This window comes from Mesorhizobium sp. P2_D6 (genome assembly GCF_056404315.1).
Map to the genome: position 1 here is coordinate 558,091 of NZ_JBFUEG010000002.1, position 24,176 is coordinate 582,266.

Below are 24,176 nucleotides of genomic sequence, written 5' to 3' on the forward strand. Positions count from 1 at the left end.
TGGGAAGAGCAAAACAAGTGCGGCAAACCCAATCTCGGCTTGCTGGCGGGCTCTGACCGCGAGGCGGTAGGTAGCCCAGGCCCCTCGCGCGAGGTCGCCAGAATCAGCAAAGGCGCTTAAGGCGAACCCTTTCACGCCGGATTAGCCTTTGCGATTGCAGTGGCGAGTGGGTTCCAACATTGACTCCAACGCGGACATTTAAGTCTTTGATATTGTTGCGGTTCCGGAGACTTGGTTGTTTTCCCTCCGGGCCCACCATAACCTTTGATTTTATTGCATAAATTGCGCGAAGGCCCACGCTGGGCCCACGGCGAGTTCTGACGCCTACATGTCGGCCAGGATTTGCTCTTGAGATTCCCATCATAGGACGATCCGCAAATTTGTCTGGCGCTTCATTTGATCGCGCCTTTGTTCGCGCTGGTTGATCGCTCTCGCGATATCTACGGCGATGCGCTTCTTGTTGGCGTCGCAGTCGCGCACGTACTCGTCAGTGACTGCCATGGAGGAGTGTCCCATCGCTTCCATGATGGCCCTCGCAGCGGAGGCCGATCGCTCAGCGTGCGGGCCGAAGTAATCTGAAGGCGGCTCGGAGTTCGGTAGAGAAGAGCTCAGGCTCCTCCCAAGCGGCGAAGTGGCCGCCCCTGTCGACCGCATTGAAGTAGGCGAGGTTGGGGTAGACCGTCTCGACCCAGCTGCGCGGGGCAGCCCAGATCTCGCCGGGGAACGTCGTAAAGCCGACCGGAACCGAGACTGCTGGAGGAGCCTTACCTGTCTCACGGGCTGCGGTCAGGACCCGGCCCAATTCCCAGTACCAGCGGGCAGCCGAGGCGCCGGTGCCGGTCAGCCAGTACAGGGTGATGTTATCGACGATATTGTTCCGTGTGAGATTGCCCACTGGCTTGCGGTCGACGAACGCGCGGGAGATCTTGTAGTAGCTGTCGGTGTCGTGGTCGAGCATCCAGGCTGCCAGCCCGATGGGTGAATCCAGCAGCGAGTAGCCGATCGTCTGCGGCCGAGTGGACTGCTCCAGGAAGTAGCCGTAGCCATCAGCCGCGAACATGTTGAGCTTGTCGTGCGCCGCGCGTTCCTGCGCGGACACCGCCGGCAGTTTGTCCTTGATACCGATCACCCCGGAGAGCAAGTTGAGGTGGATGCCGAGCAAACCATCGGGCGCTTGGCGACCCATCGCATCCGTGACGGAGGCGCCAACGTCGCCCCCCTGGGCCACGTAGCGCTTGTAGCTGAGGCGATCCATCAGCTCCGCCCATGCGCGTGCGATGCGGCCGGAGTTCCAGCCAAGCTCGGTCGGCTCGCCGGAGAAGCCGTAGCCAGGTAAAGACGGCAGCACAAGGTGGAATGCGTCCTCCGGGGCGCCACCGTGCGAGGTCGGGTCGGTCAGGGGACCTACGGTCTCGAGGAGTTCGATGACCGAGCCGGGCCAGCCGTGTGTCATAATCAGCGGCAACGCGTTCTCATGCCGGGACCTGACGTGGAAAAAGTGGATATTCACCCCGTCGATCTCGGTCGTGAACTGCGGCAGTGCGTTCAGTCGCGCCTCGCACGCGCGCCAGTCGTACTCGGTCGTCCAGTAGCGGACGAGCTCCCGTAGCGTCGCCAGTTGCACTCCCTGCGACCGATCCTCGACGAGTTCCTTGGTGGGCCAATGTGCCGCCGCGAGGCGCCGGCGGAGGTCGACGAGTTGCTCGTCCGGGATTTCGACTTTGAAGGGCTGGATGTCATCCCGGTTCGCCGCAAATGCCGAATTTGTGGGAAGCCAGCTGGCCGCACCGGCAACGGCAATCCCCGTTGCGGTCGTCTTCAGAAGACGACGACGATCGACGTCGACAGTCTCAAGCGGATTAGTCTTTACCATGCGACCTCTGCTGTATCAGCCAAATCCAAACCGGATCGAACGGGACACACAGATCAACCGCCGGCCGAGGCAAATCTATTGCACTATGGTGTGGAGCATACCATGGTTTTGGTGGGTTACGGAACTCCATGACAGTCTGCGGAATTTTAGTCGCGTCTGAGGGAGCGGCTTCGCACGCAACAAGTTGTACCAACGGAGTGGTGCGAAGCGCTGGTCAACCCCCGAGGGCGCACGACTGCGCAGGGTGAGGATCGCACTTCGGATGTATCAAAGCTGGATCGGCTCGAAACGTTGATGCACTTTAGCGCCTTCGAGCTGGTCTAGCGGCACGTCTCTTTGGCCCCGTTTGGGCTTTCATCTGCGTGTGGGACCTTCGGCGACCTCGCTGGCACGATACTACCGGAGTTCGACCTGCAGGGTGTCGCCCGTCGTCCAACCCTAATAGACGTCTCTGTTATCGATTCCGGTCAGTGGCTGTGTCCGAAAGGGTGCCCATTTCATACGGCGGCATAATAGCGTGCCGGACTTGATCTGTTGTTAATAGTTCTCCGTTGGAGCAGTTCAGAACGGTTTCAGGGAGACACCCCATGCGAGAATATACGTCCTCGCAAACGATCCAAAGCGCTGCAGCGCGCTGGCGCGCTCTCGCGAACTCGCCTCCCCTTTCCGGCAACATCGCGTTGCGGCGGTTCATGGCGAACGGCTGCTCGATGATGAAGCCGAACGGGGTATGGGAACCTGGACATCGCCAGCCGACATTGCTCGGCTTCTCCTGATGCGACGCGTTCCAACGCCTGTACCCCGCGAGCACGACCTCTGGCGCTTCCGGGTGCTCGGCGCAGTCATCCCCGATCTCGACCATGTCATCGCCGAGCGACAGGAGAACCTGCCCACACCTGCAAAGCGGACCCTGCCGCTCCACCTGCGGCTGGCGCTGCTCGCCGGCGTTGCCATCGTCGAGCGTGCCGGACCGGAGGTGCTCCGGGTGCTGCGTGGGCACATGATGGGTGACAACTGGGTCCGGTTCACTGACGCCACCGAGAACATGATAGCCCGAGGTCGTAAGTGGAAAGCTCCATCGCAGATGCACTTAATTTGAGAATCTTGCAGCAATGATTCTCACAATTAGGTGCCAAGCTTGGGCCTAACCGGCGCATTCTTACAATTAAGTGCCAAGCGACATCAGTTTTGGAAGCCGTTTGACACCTGTTCTACAAATGGGTCCGCCATCCGATCTATCTCGGCTTTCTCATGAGCTTTTGGGCAACACCGTCAATGACGGCGGGGCATCTGCTGTTCTCAGTGGCCACGACAGGCTACATCCTGCTCGGGATCTTCCTCGAGGAGCGGGATCTCGTCGCCCTCTTTGGCGACAGGTACCGAAACTACCGCCGGCAAGTCGGAATGCTCGTCCCCCGAAGAGGCAGGCTGGCTGCAGTGGCGGTCATCGCGCACTCTGATTTAAGCGACGGGCCTTATCCTCGAGATTTTGCGGATCGCCGCTGCTTCAACTCGCCCGCAGATTGGCAGAGCACGGGCGGGCCTCGAGCATCAAGGTTGTTAGCCGGTACCTTGCAAGTCGGGAGAGGAGAAACTTCAGGCGCCGAGGTCGATATGCCTCAACTTTCGATATATTCGTGCTCGAATCCAGCAAACTTCGTCAGGCCCGGTTGATCGAGCACGCGAACATGGCCTTGGCGGAATTCGAGCAACTTGCGCTCGCGCAATTCCCGCAACATCCGATTGACATGAATCGGAGTGAGGCCGAGAGCGTCTGCGAGATCGTACTGGGTGAGGGGGCATTCATAGCTGTTGCGGGTGACAGAGCCGATTCGTTCCAAACGCGCCCTGAGTTCGAGGAACAGATGCGCCGTCCGCGCCAAGGCGCTGCGTCGTCCTACATTGGTGAGATGTTGAGCGATAACCGCTCCGTGGCGCACGAGGGTTTCGAGAATAAGGGAGAAGAGGTCGGGCGACTTCATGGCAGCAAGGGTAAATGTCTTGGTCGAAGCCACCAACACCAAAAGCTCGGTTTGAGCCACAAACGTTTCAAGAGCGCTGCCCGGGTATGACTGAGGCAGGACGATATCGCCTCTCAGGGCAAAATCCAGAATTTGCCGCTGCCCGCCCGCGAGCTCATGAGAAATGCAACCCCAGCCCGACTCGACTATGAATACGCGATCGCTGGCCTCGCCCTGACTGACGATGACCGTCTCCGCTGGGTAGCGCTTCGGCGTGAACCCCAGTGCCTTGATAAGTGCCATATCGTCGTCGTTGAGTCCGACGTACGTTGGACGATTTTCACTTCCGCGCAAAGGTGGATGTGAAGCATACGTCATTTAGAACCCCGCCCAAATTTCCTTTCCCCTCGATAGTATGTACATCAGATTTGATGCGATGAGTATCCGTTCAACGGTAACTTTCGAGTGCAATGTGTCGTGACCGCCACTTTTCGTTGCAGTGGGCAGGTTCCGCTTGCTTGCCGAAGCCACGATTTGAAATCGTTCCGGGCACTGTCAGGCTTTGTTTCTCTTGAAATTTTCCCGCATGGACTCGACTATTTCGCTGGCAACGGCACAGCTGCGGTTGTCCACTTGATCGGCGGCATTGCGTAGCGTCGTTGACGCGTCCTTGAGCAATCCTCTGATCTCTGCTGCTGACAACAGATGGGATGCCTCGAGTTCCAGCAGCACGGATTCACTCACGTGCAGCGCAGCAAGCGCAACCGCTCTCGGCCTGGTAGCAAGCAGTTTCAGGAGATCACCGCTGGGTCTGGCACGCGATTTTTTTTTTGCCATAGTTGCGTCTCAACCGTTCGGACAAGAAGGTTCACAGGCTCAAAAATACGACGCCTCGATGAGTTGACCAGAGTTCCAGGATTGGGGGCGTTCGACGCTCTCTTTTAGGCATTTCTTATAACCATACTATCCCGGTTCGCAGCCGCGACACAGGGGCAGGGGATACCGAATTCGCCGTAGCTACTACTTCCCTACCCCTTGGAGCATCACCGCCGTCACAGCCGGCGTGGGATTCCGCCGTCGAGTAAAGCAGCCCAGTTCCGGTCAGCCGTAAATCTGCTTCGGAACCGTCTCGCCCCTATCCAAAGCAGGCAGCGGGAAAGGTTCGACCTGTCCTCCAGTCTTGTCCAGATACTGCATCAACGCCGTCACCAGGTGGTAGAAGATGCTCGCGGGGACCTCCGTCGCCAATGACCTTCCGCGCTCGTCAATCCTGTCGACCCACAAGCCAAGCGGTGCCGGATCGATATGCCATCGGAAGAGGCGGGCGACACGAGCTTCGATCTCGGGTTTCAGATCCGGTCCGCCAATGCCGTCCAGGGCGACTGCCGCCTTGACGGCCTCGCATTGCGGCCAGCTGCGGGAGAGCCGGTCGAGAGGCAATCCTTGCCGCGACACGGCCGCATATGCCAGACCGGTGGCCCGGTTCAAGCCGCTGGCGACCGCCGACGAATAGAGCTTCCTTGCGTAGGCTGCCAAGTCCTTCTGCCCGCTCGCTCGCGCGAAATCGACGAGAAGCGAGGCCCATTCGAAATGGTGCCCCGGTTCGGTCCACTGTCCCTTGTCACCCGGCAATGGCAGCCAATCGACGTCGAAATGTTCCCCAAGCGTCCAGCTTTCCTGGTCGAAGAAATGGCACCGGAAGAGATCGATGACGCGTGCCGCTCGACGCAGATATGCACGGTCGCCGGTGACGCTATGCCAGGCAAGGAAGGATTCCAGCATATGCATGTGCGGGTTCGAGAACCGCACCCCCTTCCAGCCCGGGGTCTCGAGGAAACCGTTCAGGCTGTCGTCTTCAAGATGGACGTCGATGAATTGGAATGTCTCTTGTGCAAGCCGCAGGGCTTCGTGATGGCCACATCGGTGAGCATGGGCAAGTGCCAGGAGCACGCAGGAATGGTCGTAAGCGTCCTCCGCCCGGTCAGCCACGCTGCCGTTTGCATTCAGCGTGCGCACCCAGCCGCCGCGGTCGGTCCGGCCGTATTTCGCGATGAAGTCGATGCCGTGGTCGATCAGCTTGTCGGCAGGTCCGTCCCAGCCGCGTTCCTTGGCCACCGCGAAAGCGTAGATCTGGCGAGCCATCGTCCGCATGCGCTTGGGTTTGCCTAACGGCCTTGCATCGAAATCGAGCGCCTCGTGGAAGCCACCGTACACATCGTCGACACCTGCAGTGGACCACAGCGGCAGGGTCTCCTCGAAGAGCCAGTGCTCGACGCGCTTGCGCCATGAGCCGCTGACAACGACCCGGTCTTCCGACGCGGTGAACTTCGTCTCGAGGCGTCCGCTCTTCTCCAACTGTTCGACGACTTTCTTCACGTTCTGGCTGTGGCTGACGGGAGCGACGAATACCGCGTCCGGCGTCGCCACCACCGCCACATCCTTCATCCCGATGACGGTGAGCAGCCTGCCCTGGCTTCTGAGGTAGGAGCTGCCGCAATCCATAGCGACGACGTCGCCCATTACGACGTTGCCGTCGCGGTCCGTCGGGCTGGCTTCGAGCAGCGATTGCCACGATCCGAGGTCGTTCCAGCGGAAGGAGGCCGTAACCATCGCGATGCCGCGTGCGCGCTCCATGACTGCGTAGTCGATCGATGTCGAAGGGACAGCCGAGTAGAAGCCCTGGGGCAGGTAGATCCCTGAGACGTCGGTCCGTGCGGTCTTGTAGGCCCGTTCCGCGCTTTCCCAGATGTCGGGTCGGAGGTCGAGGAATGCTTGCCGCATCGTGTCGGCGCGAAACAGGAAGATGCCGGCATTCCAGTAGAATCTTCCCGAAGACACATATTGGCCGGCTGTCTCGGCATTGGGTTTTTCGACAAAACGCGAAACGGCGGCAACTCCACCACCGTTCTCCGAAACCTCGATGTAACCGTACCCGGTTTCGGGATGTGTCGGCTTGATGCCGAATACGACGATGCTTCCTGAATCGGCGGCAGGCATACCCGCCTCGACGGTTTCCCAGAATTGCGTCTCGGTCGATATCTCATGGTCGGAGGGGATCACGAGCACAAGCGCGTCGCCGCCATGCTGGAAGATCGTCTGCAAGGTGGCTATGGCGACCGCGGCGGCGGTATTGCGGCCGACGGGCTCGAAAATCGGTCTGCCGCCGTTCAGGCCGAGCGGACTGATGTCCGAAATAACGCGGTCGGCATGCCGTTCGGAAGCTATCAGGTAGATCGGCGTCTCACCGTCCGGCCGCGCCTTGAGGCGTCGAACAGTCTTTGCAAGCATGGAGCCGTCGCCCGAAAGGTCGTGGAATTGCTTGGGATTGTCTTCGCGCGAGAGCGGCCACAGCCGTGAGCCGACGCCCCCGCTCATGACAAAACTTACGATCCGGTCCGGCATGGTCCAGTTCCTCTCAGAATGTCTGATTGTAGGTTCCGACCTCTGGATTGTGGCGCAGCACGGCATCGAGAGCCTCGAACATCTCGCGACGTCGCTCCGACGAGACAGGGCTTTCCACCACGACGACAATTTCCGGTTTGTTCGACGAGGCCCTCACCAGACCCCACGTGCCGTCCTGGGCAACGACACGCACTCCATTCACTGTGAGGAGATTGGCCAGCGGTTGGCCGGCGAATTCGATCCCATCCCCCTTCATTTTTGTGAATTCCCCGACAACTTTCGCGACCACCCCGTATTTCACCTCGTCGGGGCAGTGGGGTGACATCGTTGGGGTGCCGAAGGTCAGCGGCAGATCGCGGTAAAGGTCCGCGAGTGTCTTACCCGGGTTACGGTCGAGCATCTCGCAGACGGCGATCGCGGTGAGCAGCCCGTCGTCGTAGCCGCGTCCGATCGGTGGGTTGAAGAAGAAATGACCCGACTTCTCGAAACCAGCGATTGCATTGAGTTCAGCGACGCGCCTCTTGATGTAGGAATGCCCAGTCTTCCAGTAATCCGTCCTTGCACCGTTTTGCGCGAGAACGGGATCCGTCATGAAAAGTCCCGTCGACTTGACGTCCACCACGAAGACGGATTTCGGATGCAGCCCGGAAATGTCTCGCGCCAGCATGACGCCGACCTTGTCGGCGAAAATCTCGTTACCCTCGTTGTCGACCACCCCGCAGCGGTCGCCGTCGCCGTCGAAGCCGAGCCCGAGATCGGCACCCGTCTCTAGAACCTTGTCCCGGATCGCATGCAGCATCTGCATGTCTTCGGGATTGGGGTTGTAGTGCGGAAAGGTGTGGTCGAGCTCTACGTCCAGCGGGATCACTTCGCAGCCGATGCGTTGCAGCACCTGCGGCGCAAAAGCGCCCGCGGTGCCGTTGCCGCAGGCAGCCACCACCCTCAGCTTTCGGCCGACGTTCTTCCCGGCTGTCAGGTCTTCGATGTATCTCTCGCGAAATCCCGGCACGAGTTCATAGCTTCCCCCGCCTACGAGATCGAAATCGCCGTCCAGCACGAGCGCTTTCAAAGCTGTCATCTCCTCTGGGCCGAATGTCAGAGGCCTTTGCGCCCCCATCTTCACTCCGGTCCAGCCGTTCTCGTTGTGGGAGGCCGTCACCATGGCCACCGACGGAACGTCGAGTGCGAACTGGGCGAAGTAGGCTGTGGGAGAAAGTGCCAAACCGATGTCTTTGACGCGCGCGCCGGCCGCCATCAGGCCGGAGACCAGTGCCATCTTGATGGCCATCGAATAATTACGGAAGTCGTGGCCGGTGACGATGTCCGGGCCGACACCCATTCGGCGAATCAAGGTGCCGAGCCCCATGCCGATCGCCTGCACGCCCATCAGGTTGAGTTCGGGTTCTTTGTGCCCGAACCACCAGCGCGCGTCGTATTCCCGGAAGCCAGTGGCTTTGATGAGAGCACTGGTTTCGAAGGTGAATGTGTTTGGCGTGGCTTGGCCGACTATGTTCACGGTCGCGGTTTCCGCTCTGCAATTGCGCGGAACAGTCGTAGCACGCCCCGGACGCGGGCCCCTTGACGAATTGGGGGTAGCCCTAACGCCCTGGTTCGCGCCCACTCATCCAATAGGAACACACCCCGCGCTCTTGAGTTGACAACGGGAGGACGAAATTCGTCGGCTGGAAGCCGGCTTTTACCGCTCTCGTAGCGCTTCCTGCTTATATTTCGCCAGCGGCGAGAGAAAATAGCCGATGATACTGCGCGTGCCAGTCTTGATCTCGACTGTCACCGCCATGCCGGGACCGAGCTTGACGAGTTTGTCATCCACCTGCATGTCCGTACGGTCAAGTGAAACGCGTGCGGCATATTCCAGTTCCTGACCTCTCGGCTCACTTTCGCTCTGCGATACGCCCGACGCAGGGTCGTTCGACGCGCTCTGTTGCCTGTCGCGAGTTATGGCGTCCGATGAAACACTGAGCACTTCTCCATGAAGAAGCCCGTAGCGGGTGAAATTGAATGTATCGACCTTGATTTCAGTCTTCTGTCCCGGATGGACGAATCCGATATCTCGGTTGGAGAGCATGGCCTCGATCTCGAGATGACTCTCACTCGGAACCACTACGGCCAGTGCCTGAGCAGGCGTCACCACGCCCCCCACCGTATGAACGGCGAGTTGTTGCACGACGCCATCGACCGGCGCGGTCAATTGTTGGAGCTTCGTGAGCCGCTCTGCCTTGATCACCTCCTGCTCAGCGCTCGCAGCCTTCTGCTCGGCTTTGGCGAGTGCGTCATAGGTCGCGCGCCGATACTCCGCGGCGGTTCTTTCCCTCGTTTCCTTTAGCAGCGCGATGGCCGCATCGGCTTCGCGCAGGCGGCCCTGCTCAAGTTTGAGATCCTGCTGAAGGCCGACCAGCTCCTGATACTCGGAGAGATAGACGACCTTCGAAGAAAGTGCCTCGTCGAGGAGCTTCTTGCGAATGTCGACTCGCTCCTGCAGCACCGGTATCGTCGCCTGGAGCTTCGCGCCGCTTGCCAAAGTGGTCGATCGTTCTGCTTCCTTCTGATTTCGCTGGCGATCGATCTCGGCGAGCTTGGCGTCCTGTTCGGCGAGCTGACTGATCAGAAACTGACGATGCATCTCGAGCTCCGCGGCGCTCGCCCTCTGCGGCGGCTGGAAAGCAGCAAGCGGATCCTCCGCGAGCGCCGCGCGCAGCCGTGCGACGTCGAGTTCGGCCGAAAGAAGTTCGCTTTTCTGGCGCTCCTGGTCGGCTTCCGTCATGGTCGGATCGAGCTCGATCAGAACGTCGCCAGCCTTCACGCTCTGTCCATCGCGTACGTTGATAGCGCGTACAACGCCCGACTCCAACGGCTGGATCAGCTTGGTGCGCCCGTCTGGCACGATCTTGCCCGTCGCGGTTGCCACGATATCGACGGTGCCCAGCGACGCCCACACCAGGGCGAAGCAGAAGACCGCAATGATACTCGCCCCGATCGCGCGCCCGATCGGTGACGGCGGCGATTCAGTGATTTCGAGCGCCGCCGGCAGGAACGCAATTTCGTGCTCGCGGCGCCGAAGCTGGGCTCTGGGAAACTCGACGACATTTCGATTAGCGGACTTCATGGATGCCGGCTTGTAGATAGTGGAGGTTTGCGTAACGCCCGTTCGAGCGGATTAGGTCATCATGGGTACCGTCCTCGACGATACGGCCATGCTCGATCGTGATGATCCGGTTCGCGTGGCGCACGGTCGAGAGCCGATGAGCGATGACGAAGACGGTTCGGCCGGCAGAAATTCGTTTCATGTTTTGCTGAATGGCGCGCTCGCTTTCGTAATCCAGGGCGCTGGTCGCCTCGTCGAGGATGAGGATGCGCGGATCGGTAATGAGTGCGCGAGCGATTGCGACGCGTTGGCGCTGCCCACCGGAAAGACTGCTGCCGCGTTCGCCCACGATGGTGTCATAGCCCTCAGGCAACTCCAGGATGAAATCGTGAGCGCCGGCGAGCGATGCCGCCGCAATGACGCGCTCCATGGGCATAGCCGGATCGGCGAGGGCGATGTTCTCGCGAATGGAGCGGTTGAAGAGCACGTTATCCTGCAAGACAACGCCAATCTGGCGTCGAAGCCAGGTTAGATCGACCATTGCTAGGTCGACGCCATCGACCAGCACCCGCCCACTCTCCGGCACATAGAGCCGCTGTATCAGCTTGGCGACGGTGCTCTTGCCTGAGCCCGAGGAGCCCACGATACCGATGACCTGACCGGGCTCGACGCTGAACGACACGTCGTGCAGTACCTCGGGGCCATCGATGCGGTAGCGGAAAGTCGCATGCTCGAATGTCACCTGCCCGCGGATCGTCGGCAGTGCGGCTCGGCCGGGATTGAAGCTTGGCTCGGGAATGGTGTTGAGTATGTCGCCGAGACGGTCGATCGACAGGCGGGCCTGATGGAAATCCTGCCAGATCTGCGCGAGCCGCAGCACCGGCATGCTCACTCGTGACGCCAGCATATTGAATGCGACGAGCCCGCCGACGGTCAGGTCGCCGCCGATCACGAGCCTGGCACCGAAGTAGAGGGTTGCGGCGACGACCAGCTTGTTGATCATCTGCACCGCCTGGCTCGCCGTATTGTTCAGGCTGAGCACGCGGAAGCTTGCGGTGACATAGGCGGCGAGCTGCTCCTCCCAGCGGCGCTGCATCTGCGGCTCGACCGCCATGGCCTTCAGCGTCTCGACGCCCGTGACGGTCTCGACCAGGAAAGCTTGGTTCTCCGAGCCGCGATCGAACTTCTCATCAAGGCGCCGGCGAAACAGCGGTGCAGCTCCCGCAGAAATGCAGATGTAGAATGGGAACGACGCCAGAACGATCAGCGTCAAGAACGTCGTGTAATAGAACATCACCACAAGGAAAACGACGGTGAAGACGAGATCGATGACAAGCGTGAGCGCCGAGCTCGTCAGGAACTGGCGGATATTCTCGAGCTCGCGAACGCGTGCGACTGAATCCCCGACGCGGCGTGTCTGGAAATATGCGATCGGCAACGCCATCAAGTGACGAAACAGCCGGGCGCCGAGCTCGACGTCGATGCGGTTCGTCGTATGCGCGAACAGATAGACGCGCAGCGTGCCGAGAATAGCTTCGAAAACGGTCAGCGCGACCAGACCAGAGACCAGAACGTCGAGCGTGCTCATGCTTCGATGCACAAGCACCTTGTCGATGACCACCTGGAAAAACAGCGGTGAGATGACGGCAAATATCTGAAGGAAGAACGATGCGATCAGCACCTCGCCGAGAAGATGGCGATACTTGTGGACCGCGCCGAGAAACCAGCTGATATCGAATCGCCGAGAGAGATCCGTCAGGGCCGCGCGCCGTGTCATCAGGATGATGTCGCCGTCCCAGATGGCCTCGAGTTCCTCCTGCGTCAATGAATAGGGTTGCGGTGACGACGGGCGCTGAACGATGAGTTTGTCGTCGAGGACTTTGCCAAGGATCAGGAATCCACCGTCCCGTAGCACGGCGATCCCCGGCAGCGGAGTAACCGCGAGCCGATCCCAGTTCGTCCTCTGTACCTTAGCCTTGAGCCCGAAATCCCTTGCACAGCGCAGGATTTCAGTGACACCTGCGCGCGCCGCGCCCATCCGGTGGCGAATTTGACCCGGATCGGCCGCGATACCATGGCAATGTAGCAATATCGCCAGGGCAAGTAGCCCTGAGTCGTCATTCTCAGAATCGTTGCTCGCCGCCTGAGGCGCCAGATCGCGTCGATCGGCGACACGCGCACGCATCAAGGTATCGCGAGCGCGCATCAAGGCATTGCCCGCACCTTGCGCCAGGTCGCGCCCGCGGGCACTGATTTTGACGAATGCATCAACCACCCGATTTGCAACAGTCCGTGGTCCAACCAAGATCAAACGGCCATCCCAGATTGCTTCGAATTCAGCGCGCGTGATCTGCTTGGGACGGGACCAGGTTGGATCAAGCACAACCGCTGCCTTGTCGTTGACCTTTCCAAGGAGCAGAAACCCGCCATTCCGCAGCGACGCGATGCCGGGGAGCCGGACACTCCCAAGTTGCTTCCAGTTTGTCTTGCGCGAGCCGACCTTCAGCCCGAGCCCGCGGGCGCAGCGAATCATCGCACGGATGCCGATCGCATCGCCGCCACCGCAGCGATCGCGGATCTGATCGGGCTTAGCGTCTACGCCATGAAAGCGCAGGAACAGAGCCAGGGCTCGAAGTCCAAGGTCTGCGGCGTGGGCATTCTCGTTCTGCATCGCCATTCTGGCTTAACCCTTCGCGGATACACGTCCGCGTTCGATGTTCCTTCTCAGCATTCGCGAACTTGACGGTGCCGCACCAGGCGCTGAAGCCCCTGGTGCGGAGGCAATCAATGGTGCGGTCTGGTCAGGTTCCAGTCCTGATTCCAGTTGGCTCCATTCGACAAGGACGCCACGATCTGACCGTGATCAGCCCGGCCGGAGTGACCGGCCAGGTACTGGTTCAGCAGCGCAAAACTGTGGCTTGCCCGGGACGCTGTGGCCGTGCCGGTCGCATGCCGATGATCCGCCGTGGTGGCCGCAGGCCGAGGATCCGTTATGGCCATGGTCTGCGGCGAGGCTGTCGCGACGGCGCCGGTGGCCGGGTCCTTCGCCGTTGCCGTCAACTTGAGTGTCGCCACCGGATGGGCCCAGCCCCTGTAGTTCGATTGCAGCGTCAATCCGCTGTCGACCTGCGCGGCCGTCAAGGTGATGTTGTCGCCCCTGAACGTCTTACCATCCAGTTTGTCGGTGATCGTCTCGTACCTCGGCAAGCCCGTTATGTTCACGGTCACGACATCGTTGGGGTCGGTCGTTGTCACCTTGACCCCCAGGTCGACCGTACCGCCTCCCCCGTTCACATTGAGCGTGGGATCCGCGATGCTGAGTACCGGCGCGATCGATGACGGGGTGGTCGGAGTAGTTGGGGTAGTTGGGGTAGTTGGGATAGTTGGGGCTGTCGATGACGTCCCGACCTGGAGACCGGAGAAGGTCTTCACTGCGCCCGCAAGATTCGCAGCGACACCGCTTGCGTCCTTGATGCTCGCACCGTTCGTCAGATTGACCCCGGTAATGCCGAGCGCCGAGGTATCGGTGTCCGTCGATGCGACCGTTGTGCGGAAGTTGAGCGCGCTCGTTCCGGATCCGCCCACATAGGTGGCGGTCGCGCCATTGTTGAGCGATAGTGTCGGCGTGCCCGACACCGCCACGGCCTCGTTGAAGCCGAGTGTCAGCGTGACCGTGTCGCCGACGTGCTCGGTGCCGGTTCCCGGCGAGGCTGTGGCCTGCGTCACCGCCGGCAAGACCGGATCGATCTGGAGGCCGGAGAACGTCTTCACCGCGCCCGAGAGGTTCGCCGCAACACCGGATGCATCCTTGATGCTCGCGCCGCTCGGAAGATTGACCCCGGTGACGGCGAGTGCCGAGGTATCCTTGTCGGTCGAAGCGACCGTGGTGCGGAAGGTGAGCGCGCTGGTGCCCGAGCCACTGACATAGCTGGCCGTTCCGCCATCATTGAGCGACAGTGCGGGCGTGCCCGTGACGGTCACGGCCTTGTTGAAGGCGACCGTCAATGTGATGGCATCGCCGGCATGCTCGATTCCCGTTGCCGGTGAAGCGGCGACCTGCGTCACCGCCGGCTGGATCGTTGGCGTCGTCGGGGGCTGGGTCGATGAGGATGTCGAGGGAGTGACGTTGGCACCCGTGACGGTGTCGCCGCTGCCCGCCTTCTGATAGAGCTGAACCTCATCGACCAGCATCTGCATCGACGATGGGGTCGAGCCATCCAGAGACGTATGCCATCCGCTCGCGTTCGAATTCGCGACCGACATGCTCATCATCAATTGCATCGGTTCATCCGGGATCGCGACCTGTGCGCTGGTCACTTGCGCCATCTGTTTGCCGTCCAGATACCAGGTGATCGATTCACCGGGCACCCAGTTGATGCCGTAAGTATGGAAGCCGGCCGTGAGGTCGATGCCGCTGTCGATGGTGTTGCCGACCCACCCTGATGGCCCGTGCAGGTGCCAGGAGAAATTCTGGTCTGCCGGCCCCGAACCGGTAAATCCACCCTCTTGAATATCGAGCTCGAAATTGTCGCCGCTGCTGCCCGCGCCGTCGCCGGGCATCAGCCAGAGGCCTGGCCATGCGCCATCGCCGCTCGGCGCCTTCATGCTGATCTGAAGGTAGCCGCCGTTGAATTCGAAGTTGCCGTAGCTGCTGACGGCGCCGGACGTGATCGGGAATGTTTGTGTCACTCCCCCCTGGTTGACGCCGCTGATGGGCTGCTTGATCGCCGTGAGATCCAAGGTCCCGTTGCTCACGGAGACTTGGCTCGGCATCTCGTACTCGGCATTAAACTGGTTGCCCATCCCGCTTCCGCCCGATCCATTGCTGGCCCATGGCCAGCCGTTGGCGGCATTGCTGGTGATATAGGTATGCCAATCGCTATCGAGCGCCGTACCGGAGAAGTTTTCCTCGAAGACGAGGTCGCTAGAAGCAAAGCCTGCGGGTGCGGAAAGAGTCATTCAGTGATCCTCTTTGGCGTTGAAAACAGGGAGTTCCACTGCCACGCATCGCCAAGGCGCGCGACATGTCGCATGCTCGCAACTGGGCACCGCGAACGGATTTCAAAGTTGGCGGAGATTTGGAAGTCCTCGCCCCAGACATGATTGTCGAGCGAGCCTAACGTTGAACTCGCCATCGGTGTGTTGTCGACGGGAATGCTCGTCGGGCCTTCGCCCTTGAACCCACAAAGGGTGTTGCTGACAACGCGCGCAAGATGTTCGACGGTTCGAGCCGCGGCCGAATTTAAGTTGAGCGCATCTCTCCCGGCGGACGATCCGCCGAGCTTGCTGTCTAGTATAGGCACGGTAGTTCCTTAGTTTATTGCGTCTTTTTTGTTTTTCATTTCACCCGCGCCCCTAAGTAAAACACAGGCATTTCCGCTCATTTACTTATTCGCCCACGCCGTCTTGCACCTACTGAATTGATCATTCGAGGACGATGTACGAAACCCAGCCGGACCTTACCACGGTTTGCGGCGAGAATGAGGCTTGGTTAACGCTTATTAACACATTCCTAATATAACTTATTGACACGTTCTAATATGGAAAGTGATCGAACAGGAGTCTCGATACAGCCTTCCGGACGTCCTACCAAAACCGCGGCCGTCGGCTGAAATGTTGTGCGGCTTGGACGCCCGTTGGTTCGAGGGGGGTCGTTCGCGTATGAGGTCCTCCAGAAGCGGGCCCGGGATGACTTCCCTACTGCGTGCCGGACAGGCGTCGAGTCTGTTGGGGCTGCCGGCGACTGTGCCGTTTGCGCGTCAATGCGCTTGGTTGAGGACGCCTTGCGGCGTTGACGACGTTCCTGCGAGGTCGCCGGCAGCATGGCGGCGATGTCCGCATCATCCGCTTTCAATGGTCGAAGGTACAAGGCTGGCTCCGTTATCGAGCGCAGTCCCTGCAGCACTGGACAGGCCGTTCAATCGCAACGCCAACCTGCCTGTATCGCGATCATATTTTCAAGATCCGAATAGCGCAAAGATGTGCAACCGTATCCCAAGGGAAAATGCGATCGCTTAAGCGGCTTGTTGAAACGGCTGAAACGTGGCCCTTGGGCGTGAGGGCGCTTCGCGCGCGACCCGACGGCCGCCTTCTCTCAGGAAATGATGCACGCCGCACACAAGCCGAACGGCCCCACCTTCGCCCACGCAATCTGACGAGAGCCGACTGATCGCTGCCTTGCCTTGCCCGAGAGGGGCGGCTTGACGGCATCGAGAGTGTCGTTACATTTGTCATGACTAGGTTTTTGTTTTTTATTCAGTTGCGCGCACTTTCTGAGGTGCGCGGTTCGCACGTGGTGTGCAGCTCCGGGGCAGGGACTCTCGAACTCTGGAGCGACCTCGAGGCCGGACCGGTGTCGTCCCAAAATTCGTTCATCTCCAATATGTGAAGTTCGATCAGGAGGGGCTACTTCAAAGTTGACGAGGACTCCCCTTCTGGAGCCGGCCTTGGGGCCATGCAGAGATTTCGATCCAATGGTTGTTTCCTAGGTTCAAACACACGGAGAGGGCAGAGATTATGTCAAGTGACGACCTCTATACCGGAAAAGGTTATGCCGCTGCCAATCCGACTTGGCATGACGAAGATGGCGGTGTCAAGGCCGCGAACATCGCCAAGATCGTGCGCGCCAACAACATCAGTTGCCAGAAAATCGTCGACATAGGCTCCGGGACGGGAGCCGTTCTGAATGCCCTTCTTCAGCACGACATCTTCCGTGACTCAACCGCCATCGGCTACGATATTGCTCCCTATGCCATAAACATGGCCAAACAGCGAGAAAGAGACAAGCTAAGCTTTCACTGCGGCGACTTCTTGCAAACCAACGAAAATTACGATCTTCTATTGTGCATCGATGTCTTCGAGCACGTCGATGACTATATAGGATTTCTTCGAAAGCTCAGAGGACGTTCGAAATACTATGTGTTTCATATTCCTCTCGACATTAGTATCACCGGCCTTCTGCGCAGTCAGCACGTTAAGCAACGCAAGGAGGTGGGTCACCTGCATTACTTTGATCAGGCAACAGCTCTAGCGACTCTGCGCGACACGGGCTTTAAGATTATTGGCACGCAGTACACTAGGACGGCGGAAGATATCCTCCAGATCCATCCCGAATGGCGAACCACGACAGCCATCCTCGGTAACGCCGCGCGACGCATTGTCCGGACTATTGCCGGAGAGGACCTGTCTGTGCGCTTGCTCGGCGGCGCCTCGCTGATGGTCCTCACTAGCTGAGGTGGTGTGGGGCAAGGCGGCAGAACAACCGAATCGGAGCGGCAAGGGAAATGGCGAGACCCAAGGGGCAAGACGTTGCGGTATCGAATTTTGCTCGAGGGTGGCGCCTTTCCTCTCCACCAATCTCGGGTGTTCCCGAGATTGGCTCTTGAGTGAGCAAGTCGGAAACATCCGACTTGCCGGGGAAGGGATTGGTAGGCGTCGCGTTTTGAAGCAATTGTTCTGCCGCGTTGCCTTAGTCTAGCACGATTGCGCGGTCCCAAGGTCGGCGTCCACGAAGCGCCAGCCGTCGTTCCGCTTCGGACCATCGAAAATGGAAGGCTGGCACCATCATCGAGCGCGGCCCCTGCAGCGCTGGACAGGCCGTTCAATCACAACGCCAACGTGCCTGTATCGCGATCATATTTTCAAGATCCGAATAGCGCAAAGATGTGCAACCGTGTCCCAGGGGCAAGTGCGATCGCTTAAGGGGCTTGTTCAAATGGCTGGAACGTGGCGCAACGGCACGAGGGTGCTTCGTCGCCGCGGGACGGCCTCGCGGCGGTTTGTCAATTTTGAACCGCGCAACCAGTCGCCAAAGCTCCACCTCGTGGCCGTCGGCAAACCGCCTGGCGTGCTCTTTCGCCGTACTGTCGTCGATGCAGGCAAGGCTGACCCCGCCAATGAACTGGCCGCGTTCGTCCAGAACGTAGAACAGATAGTGCGGCATCGCTTGTTCTCGATCAGGATGGCCAGCCCGTTTCGGCGCCAGTTCGATTTGGATTGAGGTCGCCAGCAGCGCTGCGCCGTTGCGCCCCACCGCTCCACTCTTGTGTGCTTGCAAGACAAAGAGTCTGCATAACGACATGCCCGAACATGGAATGTATATCTTCCGACAGTTGCATGTCATTCACATTGACCCAAACCACGTGTTGGGCGATCTGCCTGAGCGTTCCTCCGCCATATCCACAAAGACCTAGCGTAACTGCGCCATGATCGTTGGCGTATCGAACGGCGCGCAAAACATTTTCCGAGTTTCCGCTTCCCGAAATTGCAATGACCAAGTCGCCCTCGTTCAGGATGTTCTTCAGCTGCTCGACGAACACATCTTGGAAAGAAACATCGTTGGCATACGCGAATGTAAGTCCCACATTGTCGACTAGCGTCCGGCCACGAAACGGGCGCTTGGTGGAGAGATAGATGCTCTTGTTCCAGTCCGTGATGAAATGGAGCGCAGTGAGTGAACTGCCACCATTTCCAAGCGTGATTATCTGCTTGCCATCCTCCTGTGCCTGCGCGACCAAGGCCACTGCGTTGTCGAAGCTTTGGTGGTCTAATGAAGCCAGGACGACCTCAAGTCTCTTGAAATAAGCTTGAGCACTCCCCCCAAGATGATTTATTGGGCGGGCTCCGATGTCTGTTGATTGAGTACTACCGCCAAAATGTTTCATTGGGTGGACTCCGATGTCGGTTGATAATGAACGATGCGGCTCCCGGCGAAGTCGAACTTCACGGGGAAGTGCTTTAGCTCCCCGAGGGCTGCTTTGATTGCGTCGTGGCGATCGAGAGGCGCGAAGAACATGAGAAAACCTCCCGCACCTGCTCCGAGTAACTTCCCGCCCCTGGCACCCGCCCGCATCGCAGTTTGGTACCAGTGATCGATTGCATCGTTCGTGATGTCTTCGGAGAGGCCCTTTTTTAAGAGCCAGTTCTCGTGCAGAATTTCACCGAAGGCGTTGAGGTTACATCGATGCAGCTCATCACGAAGCTGATACGTGAGCTCGACCATCCGGCTGAGCGCTTTCCGCTTGTCCGGTGCTCTTGCGATGCCTTCCGACTGTCGGACGAGGATGTCTGAAGCACTGCGCGTAATGCCGGTGTAAAACATGAGAACTTGCTTCTCAATTGAAGCGATGAAATCACGTGGGCATATAAGCGGTGATACCGAAACGCTGTCATCAGAGTGGAACTCGATAAGGTTTAACCCTCCGAAGGCAGCGGCGTATTGATCTTGCCTTCCAATGGGTGCGCCACAAAGTTCGATCTCAATGCGACAACTGTCAGCGCCGAGCTTTGCCTTCGAGACGTACTGCCCCCGAAACGCGTTCAGCGCGTGCAGAAGGCCAACAGTAAAAGTGCTTGAGGATCCAAGTCCTGTTCCCTTCGATGGAATATCGGCAATGGTTGTTATCTCGACCCCTCCGCAAATACCGAGATATTCCATAGTCGCCTTGACAATCGGATGCTGGATATCCTCAACACTATCCACTTCTTCCGTTTTGGAGTAAGCGATTCGAGTGCCGTTATCGAACTTGCGGTTCACATTCACGTAGACGTACTTGTCGATGGCAACGCTCAGGACGGCGCCGCCCTCCTGCCGATAGAAGGCAGGAAGATCGCTGCCTCCTCCGACAAAGCTGACTCGAAGCGGCGTCTGACTGATAATCATCCGACTGCCTCAATCAGCTCGATCGCCCGCAATTGGATGCAATGTTCGGCACGCGCCCGCGATGCCAGCACGATCGGTGCCTCATCCTCCTGGCGCGAACTGTAGATACTCGCGGCAGCCTCCCGATCCACGCCTCGCCGCGAGTATTCGCGCGTTACTCGGAACCTCCTCAGGTCCTCATCGATATCAACGAAGAATGTGTGTGCACGGCCGTGCAAAACCATATCGGATAGCGAAAGAGCGACGGCTCCTTCCACGACCAGGACGGTTTCTGGAGAAATGGTAATCTTTTCCGATCTTGGATGTGATACGCGGCTCAGCTTTTCGTAATAGGGCAGATCGTGCGTCTCTGGAGAACGAACTCCCACCAGGCGGCTTAGAACCTTCCTGATCTCGTTCATATCGTAGCGACCCATCACCGTTGGTTCGCGATCGGCGACGGACCGTATCCAGCGATCAATAGCAACGACTTGCGCATCAAAGCCGCGGCCGCGAAGAACCTCCGCGATAGCGCTGGAGAGAACACTCTTTCCGCTGCGGGAGAGCCCTCCCACGAAACAAACATCACCCGGCTTCACATGCGCGATCAGATCAGATGCTGTGTCTATCAAGATCGGATGAACAGTGAGAATGAGCTTGGAAGCCTCGGACAAGTCCGAGACGGTGTAGTCGGGCATGACATGATACTTGCTGTCCAACCCGCCCGCGCCCGTCTCGACCAAGATCGATCTGATTCCAGACCGTTTTGCGAGAGCGACGTCCGAGGAGGAATCGCCGATGATCCAGGATTGACTGCGATCGATATTGAATGCCTCGACCGCCTCATCGACCAACCCGGTAGCAGGCTTGCGGCAATTGCAGCGGATCTTCAGTGCTTCTACCTCACCGATAAAGCCGCGATCTGGATGGTGCGGGCAGAAATAGATGGCGTCAACAAAAGCTCCGCAGCGGCCAAGCTCAGTCTCCATCTTGTTATGGATCATCCGCAGGTCTTGTAAGGAGCAATCGCCTCTCGCCACAACGGGTTGGTTGGTGACGACGATTGTCCGGTATTCCGCCCGGTTGAAACAGGCGATCGCGTCCGCGGCCCCCTCAATCAGTTCGAAGCGTTCGGGACGATCGATATGTCCATAGTCAACATTGATGCACCCATCCCTGTCCAAAAATACTGCTTTCTGTGGAGACGCGAGTGAAGCTCGAGCTATGCGGCCCGATGCTAAGTCGGCGCAAACCTTGTCAAATCTCGCCGGGGTTCCCGCGTCCTTTATATACTCAGGGCTGCTATAGCTTCTAATTTCCGCGCCGGCGCGAAGCATTTCAGGAAAGAGGTCCTTGCCAAAATCAAGCGGAGTTGCCGTGGCACGCCACGGCAATAAACCTTGTCTTCGAATGTAATAAAGGGCCGCGCTGACTTTGTTGGGATAAAAGATACCAGGATCATGTGGATACGGATGGAATGCGGTAACGATACCATCTTCGGACGTTTCTATCAGATCGGAATCATGCGGGTGATCATTCGGATGGGTGAAAATTGTTGCCGCTGCTGCTTTGTGTTTTTCATGGAAGCACTTAAAGCGGGTGAGATCGACGTCGAGCATCGTGTCGCCATAGATCGTAAGGAAGTCGTCGTCGAGCAGATCCAAAACGGATAGTACTGCTCCAGCAGTCCCGCGAGGCGCACCGTCATCCACACAAAGAACGTCAATCCCCCAATTTTCACGCTGCTTGCAAAATTCCACAATTTGCTCGGCTGCGTGGTTCACCAGGAGCAAGATCTTCTCAATCCCGTGTTGCTTGGCGAGGATGATTTGATGCTCAAGAAGTGGCTTGCCACCAATGTTGGCTAGCGACTTAGGCAAATCGCCTATCCGGCCCCTGAGCCGCGTCCCCCGACCACCTGCAAGTACAACGGCCTGCATCACAGGTGTCCTTCCTGACGCACGATTTCTACGACCGCTTTTCGGACAGCGTCGGCCGAACCAAGCTCGGGCCGCCAACCGAGCGCACGAAGTTTTGCTGTGTCATAGGAAAATCGGGGAACATCCCCCGTCCAACCGCGATCTTCAACGCCGTATTCGATCCCGGCGCCCGGTGCGACAGTCTCTACAGTCGTTTCTGCTATGAAGCTAACGGTTACCCCTTTGTCCTCGGGACCGATATTGTAGCAACCAAGCCGCTCGGATGCGTTTGCACGCAAGTAGACAATCGCATCAATCAAATCATTGACGTGAAGATATGCCTTCCGTTGCCGGCCCGATCCCAAAACATTCAGCTTGTTTGGTGAAACCCTTAGCTTTCTCACGAAATCCAGAATGACACCATGTGTTGCCGGAACACCGATCACGTTCGGAAAGCGAAAGATCAAGGCCCGGGCCAACCAGTTCTCGACGGCAGCGCTGATTAGCGCTTCCGATGCGAGCTTCATGGCACCGTAGTTGGAAATGGGCAGCAGCGGCCCGACATTCTCTCCAATCGGAGCCTCCCCCAAGTCCCCGTACACGGCGGAGCTGGAAGCGAAAGCAAGGAACGGAACCCCTGCCTCCTTCATTGCGTCCAACAGGTTGAACGTCGATAGAAAGGTATCGCGCAGATCAACAGAGGCATCGGCGATTCCTGCAGGAATGTCCGAATTGGCAGCCATGTGCCAAACCTCGGAAATCGGAATGCGACTGTGACATTTCATAAAGCGGCTTCTCACCGCACCCGCGTCTGAGAGTTCCACTTTCTCAAAGATGAACCTCTCATTCGTGAGAAGCCCTTTCAGGTTTTCCCGAGAACCTCGCGACAGGTTGTCAAAGCCGAAGACCGGATACCCACGATCAACAAAGATCCTTGCAAGCCTGCTTCCTACAAAGCCCGCAACTCCCGATATGAAGATGGCGTGCGGATCACCCAATCGGATTGCCCCTTCCTATGTGCTCAGGGTTTCGCCACAAGTCTTCCGGATTCTGCAATTGACTTCCGTTTGCAAGCCTTCGCCGCTGGAGAGCCGTGAGTTCGACCGGATTGGGCGTTAAGCTGCGCCTGTCGCCAAGGTCATGCGTGTCACGCGTCTTTCTGAATCATCGCATGGTTTTCTCCGATCCGCGATCGTTCCTCAGGGGTAGCCCCATTTTGCTATCCGGATTGAATCGCGCCGCATCGCCTGCGCGGCGACGCCAGTGACATCCCAAGAACGGTCAATGCGCTCTGCAGTTTGTTCACGCGCGACTGACCGCAGAATTTCGCCACTTGCGCCTCCGGCGCATCGAGCCGGTCTTCGACTAAGAATATCGACGCAATGTCCCAGATGAGGGTCGATCGCCGTCCAGCGAGAAGCTCCGAAACTCGATTCCGAGCTGCTTGAGCCGCTCTGCACCGGGAACCTCTGGCGCCGGGTGCACCAGCCCAAGGATGGAGTCGGATCGGAAGGGTAGGGGGACATGCAGGGCCTCGGCTGCCTTGAGGACGCCACTCACAAGCTGCCAGGGCACGGCGACGGCGTGCAGTGTTCTGCCTTGTGATGCGGCGATCTCTTTCATGAGCCGTCGGAACGGTACCGGTTCGGGGTTGGCCAGTCCTACCGGTTCCGGCAAGGGCATGTCCGACTCGGCAATACGCACTATGGCGGCCGCCATGTCCGCCTCATGCACGGTGAACTGATGGGAGCGCGCTCCAATGAGAGGTGTGACCGGCAGGTTAGTGAGCTTGCGGAGCGCGCCCGCCATCCCGCCCCAACCGGGGCCGTACACCAGTCCGAGGCGGGCGGAGACACCTCCCAGACTGCTGGCGGTGCGCTCGCAGGCCAGCTTCGCCTGACCGTAAAGCTGTCGGGTTCCCTCATAAGCGGACATCGATGAGATGAAAATAACCCGGCGAACCCCTGCGTCGGCGGCATTACGCAGGAGGTGCTGCGAGCCGGACACATTGACACCCCACACATCGCCGGCGCTGACGAGAGTCAGGTCCCATGCACCATGGATGAGCACATCTAGGTCGCTGATTGCGCTCCCCGACGGCGGGCGCCTGATCTCATAGGGGCGCCACTCGGCGACGCCGGCCATTGCGGCGGCAGATCCGGAGGTCAGCCGGTTCGGACGGACGAACGCGATGACCTCATGCCCTTCTTCGGCGAAGATGGCGCGCAGGATGGTCCCGACGTATCCGTTGGCTCCTGTGATGCCGACCCGCATTTGA

The 24,176-nt window shown here is 59.0% G+C and carries 18 protein-coding genes and 2 pseudogenes; 4 read left to right on the top strand and 16 right to left on the bottom strand.

What is annotated here, in order from left to right:
• Nucleotides 1-360 precede the first annotated feature (360 nt).
• Together AC1D1L_RS05850 and AC1D1L_RS05855 are read right to left on the bottom strand one after the other, a co-directional pair.
• A complete protein-coding gene (locus AC1D1L_RS05850) occupies nucleotides 361-525 on the bottom strand; it encodes a hypothetical protein (RefSeq protein WP_477339576.1) in 165 nt (54 codons plus the stop codon).
• A 28-nt stretch (nucleotides 526-553) separates the two neighbouring features.
• Nucleotides 554-1,873, bottom strand: a complete 1,320-nt coding sequence (locus tag AC1D1L_RS05855) for an epoxide hydrolase family protein (protein WP_477339578.1) — start codon at nucleotides 1,871-1,873, stop codon at nucleotides 554-556.
• 775 nt (nucleotides 1,874-2,648) lie between these two features.
• On the opposite strand from AC1D1L_RS05855, the gene AC1D1L_RS05860 reads away from it, so the two are divergent.
• Together AC1D1L_RS05860 and AC1D1L_RS05865 are read left to right on the top strand one after the other, a co-directional pair.
• Entirely contained in the window at nucleotides 2,649-2,972 is a 324-nt protein-coding gene (locus AC1D1L_RS05860; protein ID WP_477339580.1) for a hypothetical protein, read from the top strand.
• Nucleotides 2,973-3,079: 107 nt separating this feature from the next.
• A pseudogene (locus AC1D1L_RS05865) lies at nucleotides 3,080-3,295 on the top strand (methyltransferase family protein); the annotation flags it as partial.
• Nucleotides 3,296-3,492: 197 nt separating this feature from the next.
• Here the strand turns inward: AC1D1L_RS05865 and AC1D1L_RS05870 are convergent.
• The 8 genes from AC1D1L_RS05870 to AC1D1L_RS05905 form a co-directional block, all read right to left on the bottom strand.
• On the bottom strand, nucleotides 3,493-4,137 hold the full coding sequence (locus AC1D1L_RS05870) for a Crp/Fnr family transcriptional regulator (RefSeq protein ID WP_477339582.1): 645 nt from the start codon (nucleotides 4,135-4,137) through the stop codon (nucleotides 3,493-3,495).
• A 252-nt stretch (nucleotides 4,138-4,389) separates the two neighbouring features.
• Nucleotides 4,390-4,671, bottom strand: a complete 282-nt coding sequence (locus AC1D1L_RS05875) for a hypothetical protein (RefSeq protein ID WP_477313983.1) — start codon at nucleotides 4,669-4,671, stop codon at nucleotides 4,390-4,392.
• Between the two features lie 264 nt (nucleotides 4,672-4,935).
• The gene (locus AC1D1L_RS05880; protein ID WP_477339584.1) at nucleotides 4,936-7,236 is read right to left on the bottom strand and encodes an AGE family epimerase/isomerase; all 2,301 of its coding nucleotides are present in this window, start codon (nucleotides 7,234-7,236) and stop codon (nucleotides 4,936-4,938) included.
• A gap of 13 nt (nucleotides 7,237-7,249) precedes the next feature.
• Nucleotides 7,250-8,752 (bottom strand): phosphomannomutase/phosphoglucomutase, encoded by a 1,503-nt coding sequence (locus AC1D1L_RS05885; protein WP_477339586.1) that lies wholly within the window; start codon nucleotides 8,750-8,752, stop codon nucleotides 7,250-7,252.
• A 180-nt stretch (nucleotides 8,753-8,932) separates the two neighbouring features.
• Entirely contained in the window at nucleotides 8,933-10,360 is a 1,428-nt protein-coding gene (locus tag AC1D1L_RS05890; protein WP_477339588.1) for an HlyD family type I secretion periplasmic adaptor subunit, read from the bottom strand.
• Complete coding sequence (locus AC1D1L_RS05895) at nucleotides 10,347-13,016, bottom strand: type I secretion system permease/ATPase (RefSeq protein ID WP_477339590.1); 2,670 nt, start codon at nucleotides 13,014-13,016, stop codon at nucleotides 10,347-10,349. The genes AC1D1L_RS05890 and AC1D1L_RS05895 overlap by 14 nt, the downstream gene beginning before the upstream one ends.
• A 107-nt stretch (nucleotides 13,017-13,123) precedes the next feature.
• Nucleotides 13,124-15,298 (bottom strand): family 16 glycosylhydrolase, encoded by a 2,175-nt coding sequence (locus tag AC1D1L_RS05900; RefSeq protein ID WP_477339592.1) that lies wholly within the window; start codon nucleotides 15,296-15,298, stop codon nucleotides 13,124-13,126.
• A complete protein-coding gene (locus AC1D1L_RS05905; protein ID WP_477339594.1) occupies nucleotides 15,295-15,642 on the bottom strand; it encodes a hypothetical protein in 348 nt (115 codons plus the stop codon). Before AC1D1L_RS05905 ends, AC1D1L_RS05900 begins: the two co-directional genes overlap by 4 nt.
• 768 nt (nucleotides 15,643-16,410) lie before the next feature.
• Between AC1D1L_RS05905 and AC1D1L_RS05910 the strand changes: the two are divergent.
• Nucleotides 16,411-16,543, top strand: a pseudogene (locus AC1D1L_RS05910) (cysteine hydrolase); the annotation flags it as partial.
• Between the two features lie 312 nt (nucleotides 16,544-16,855).
• Nucleotides 16,856-17,572, top strand: coding sequence for a class I SAM-dependent methyltransferase (locus AC1D1L_RS05915; protein ID WP_477339596.1), 717 nt, complete (start codon nucleotides 16,856-16,858; stop codon nucleotides 17,570-17,572).
• A 367-nt stretch (nucleotides 17,573-17,939) separates the two neighbouring features.
• Here AC1D1L_RS05915 and AC1D1L_RS05920 read toward each other — a convergent pair whose 3' ends face one another.
• The 6 genes from AC1D1L_RS05920 to AC1D1L_RS05945 form a co-directional block, all read right to left on the bottom strand.
• Nucleotides 17,940-18,281, bottom strand: a complete 342-nt coding sequence (locus AC1D1L_RS05920; RefSeq protein ID WP_477339598.1) for a hypothetical protein — start codon at nucleotides 18,279-18,281, stop codon at nucleotides 17,940-17,942.
• Nucleotides 18,282-18,294: 13 nt separating this feature from the next.
• A complete protein-coding gene (locus tag AC1D1L_RS05925) occupies nucleotides 18,295-19,002 on the bottom strand; it encodes an SIS domain-containing protein (RefSeq protein WP_477339600.1) in 708 nt (235 codons plus the stop codon).
• The gene (locus tag AC1D1L_RS05930) at nucleotides 18,999-20,000 is read right to left on the bottom strand and encodes a GHMP family kinase ATP-binding protein (protein WP_477339601.1); all 1,002 of its coding nucleotides are present in this window, start codon (nucleotides 19,998-20,000) and stop codon (nucleotides 18,999-19,001) included. The genes AC1D1L_RS05925 and AC1D1L_RS05930 overlap by 4 nt, the downstream gene beginning before the upstream one ends.
• Nucleotides 19,997-21,919, bottom strand: coding sequence for an HAD-IIIA family hydrolase (locus AC1D1L_RS05935; RefSeq protein WP_477339603.1), 1,923 nt, complete (start codon nucleotides 21,917-21,919; stop codon nucleotides 19,997-19,999). The genes AC1D1L_RS05930 and AC1D1L_RS05935 overlap by 4 nt, the downstream gene beginning before the upstream one ends.
• On the bottom strand, nucleotides 21,919-22,896 hold the full coding sequence (locus AC1D1L_RS05940; protein WP_477339605.1) for an NAD-dependent epimerase/dehydratase family protein: 978 nt from the start codon (nucleotides 22,894-22,896) through the stop codon (nucleotides 21,919-21,921). Before AC1D1L_RS05940 ends, AC1D1L_RS05935 begins: the two co-directional genes overlap by 1 nt.
• 367 nt (nucleotides 22,897-23,263) lie before the next feature.
• Complete coding sequence (locus AC1D1L_RS05945; protein WP_477339607.1) at nucleotides 23,264-24,172, bottom strand: NAD-dependent epimerase/dehydratase family protein; 909 nt, start codon at nucleotides 24,170-24,172, stop codon at nucleotides 23,264-23,266.
• Nucleotides 24,173-24,176 lie beyond the last annotated feature (4 nt).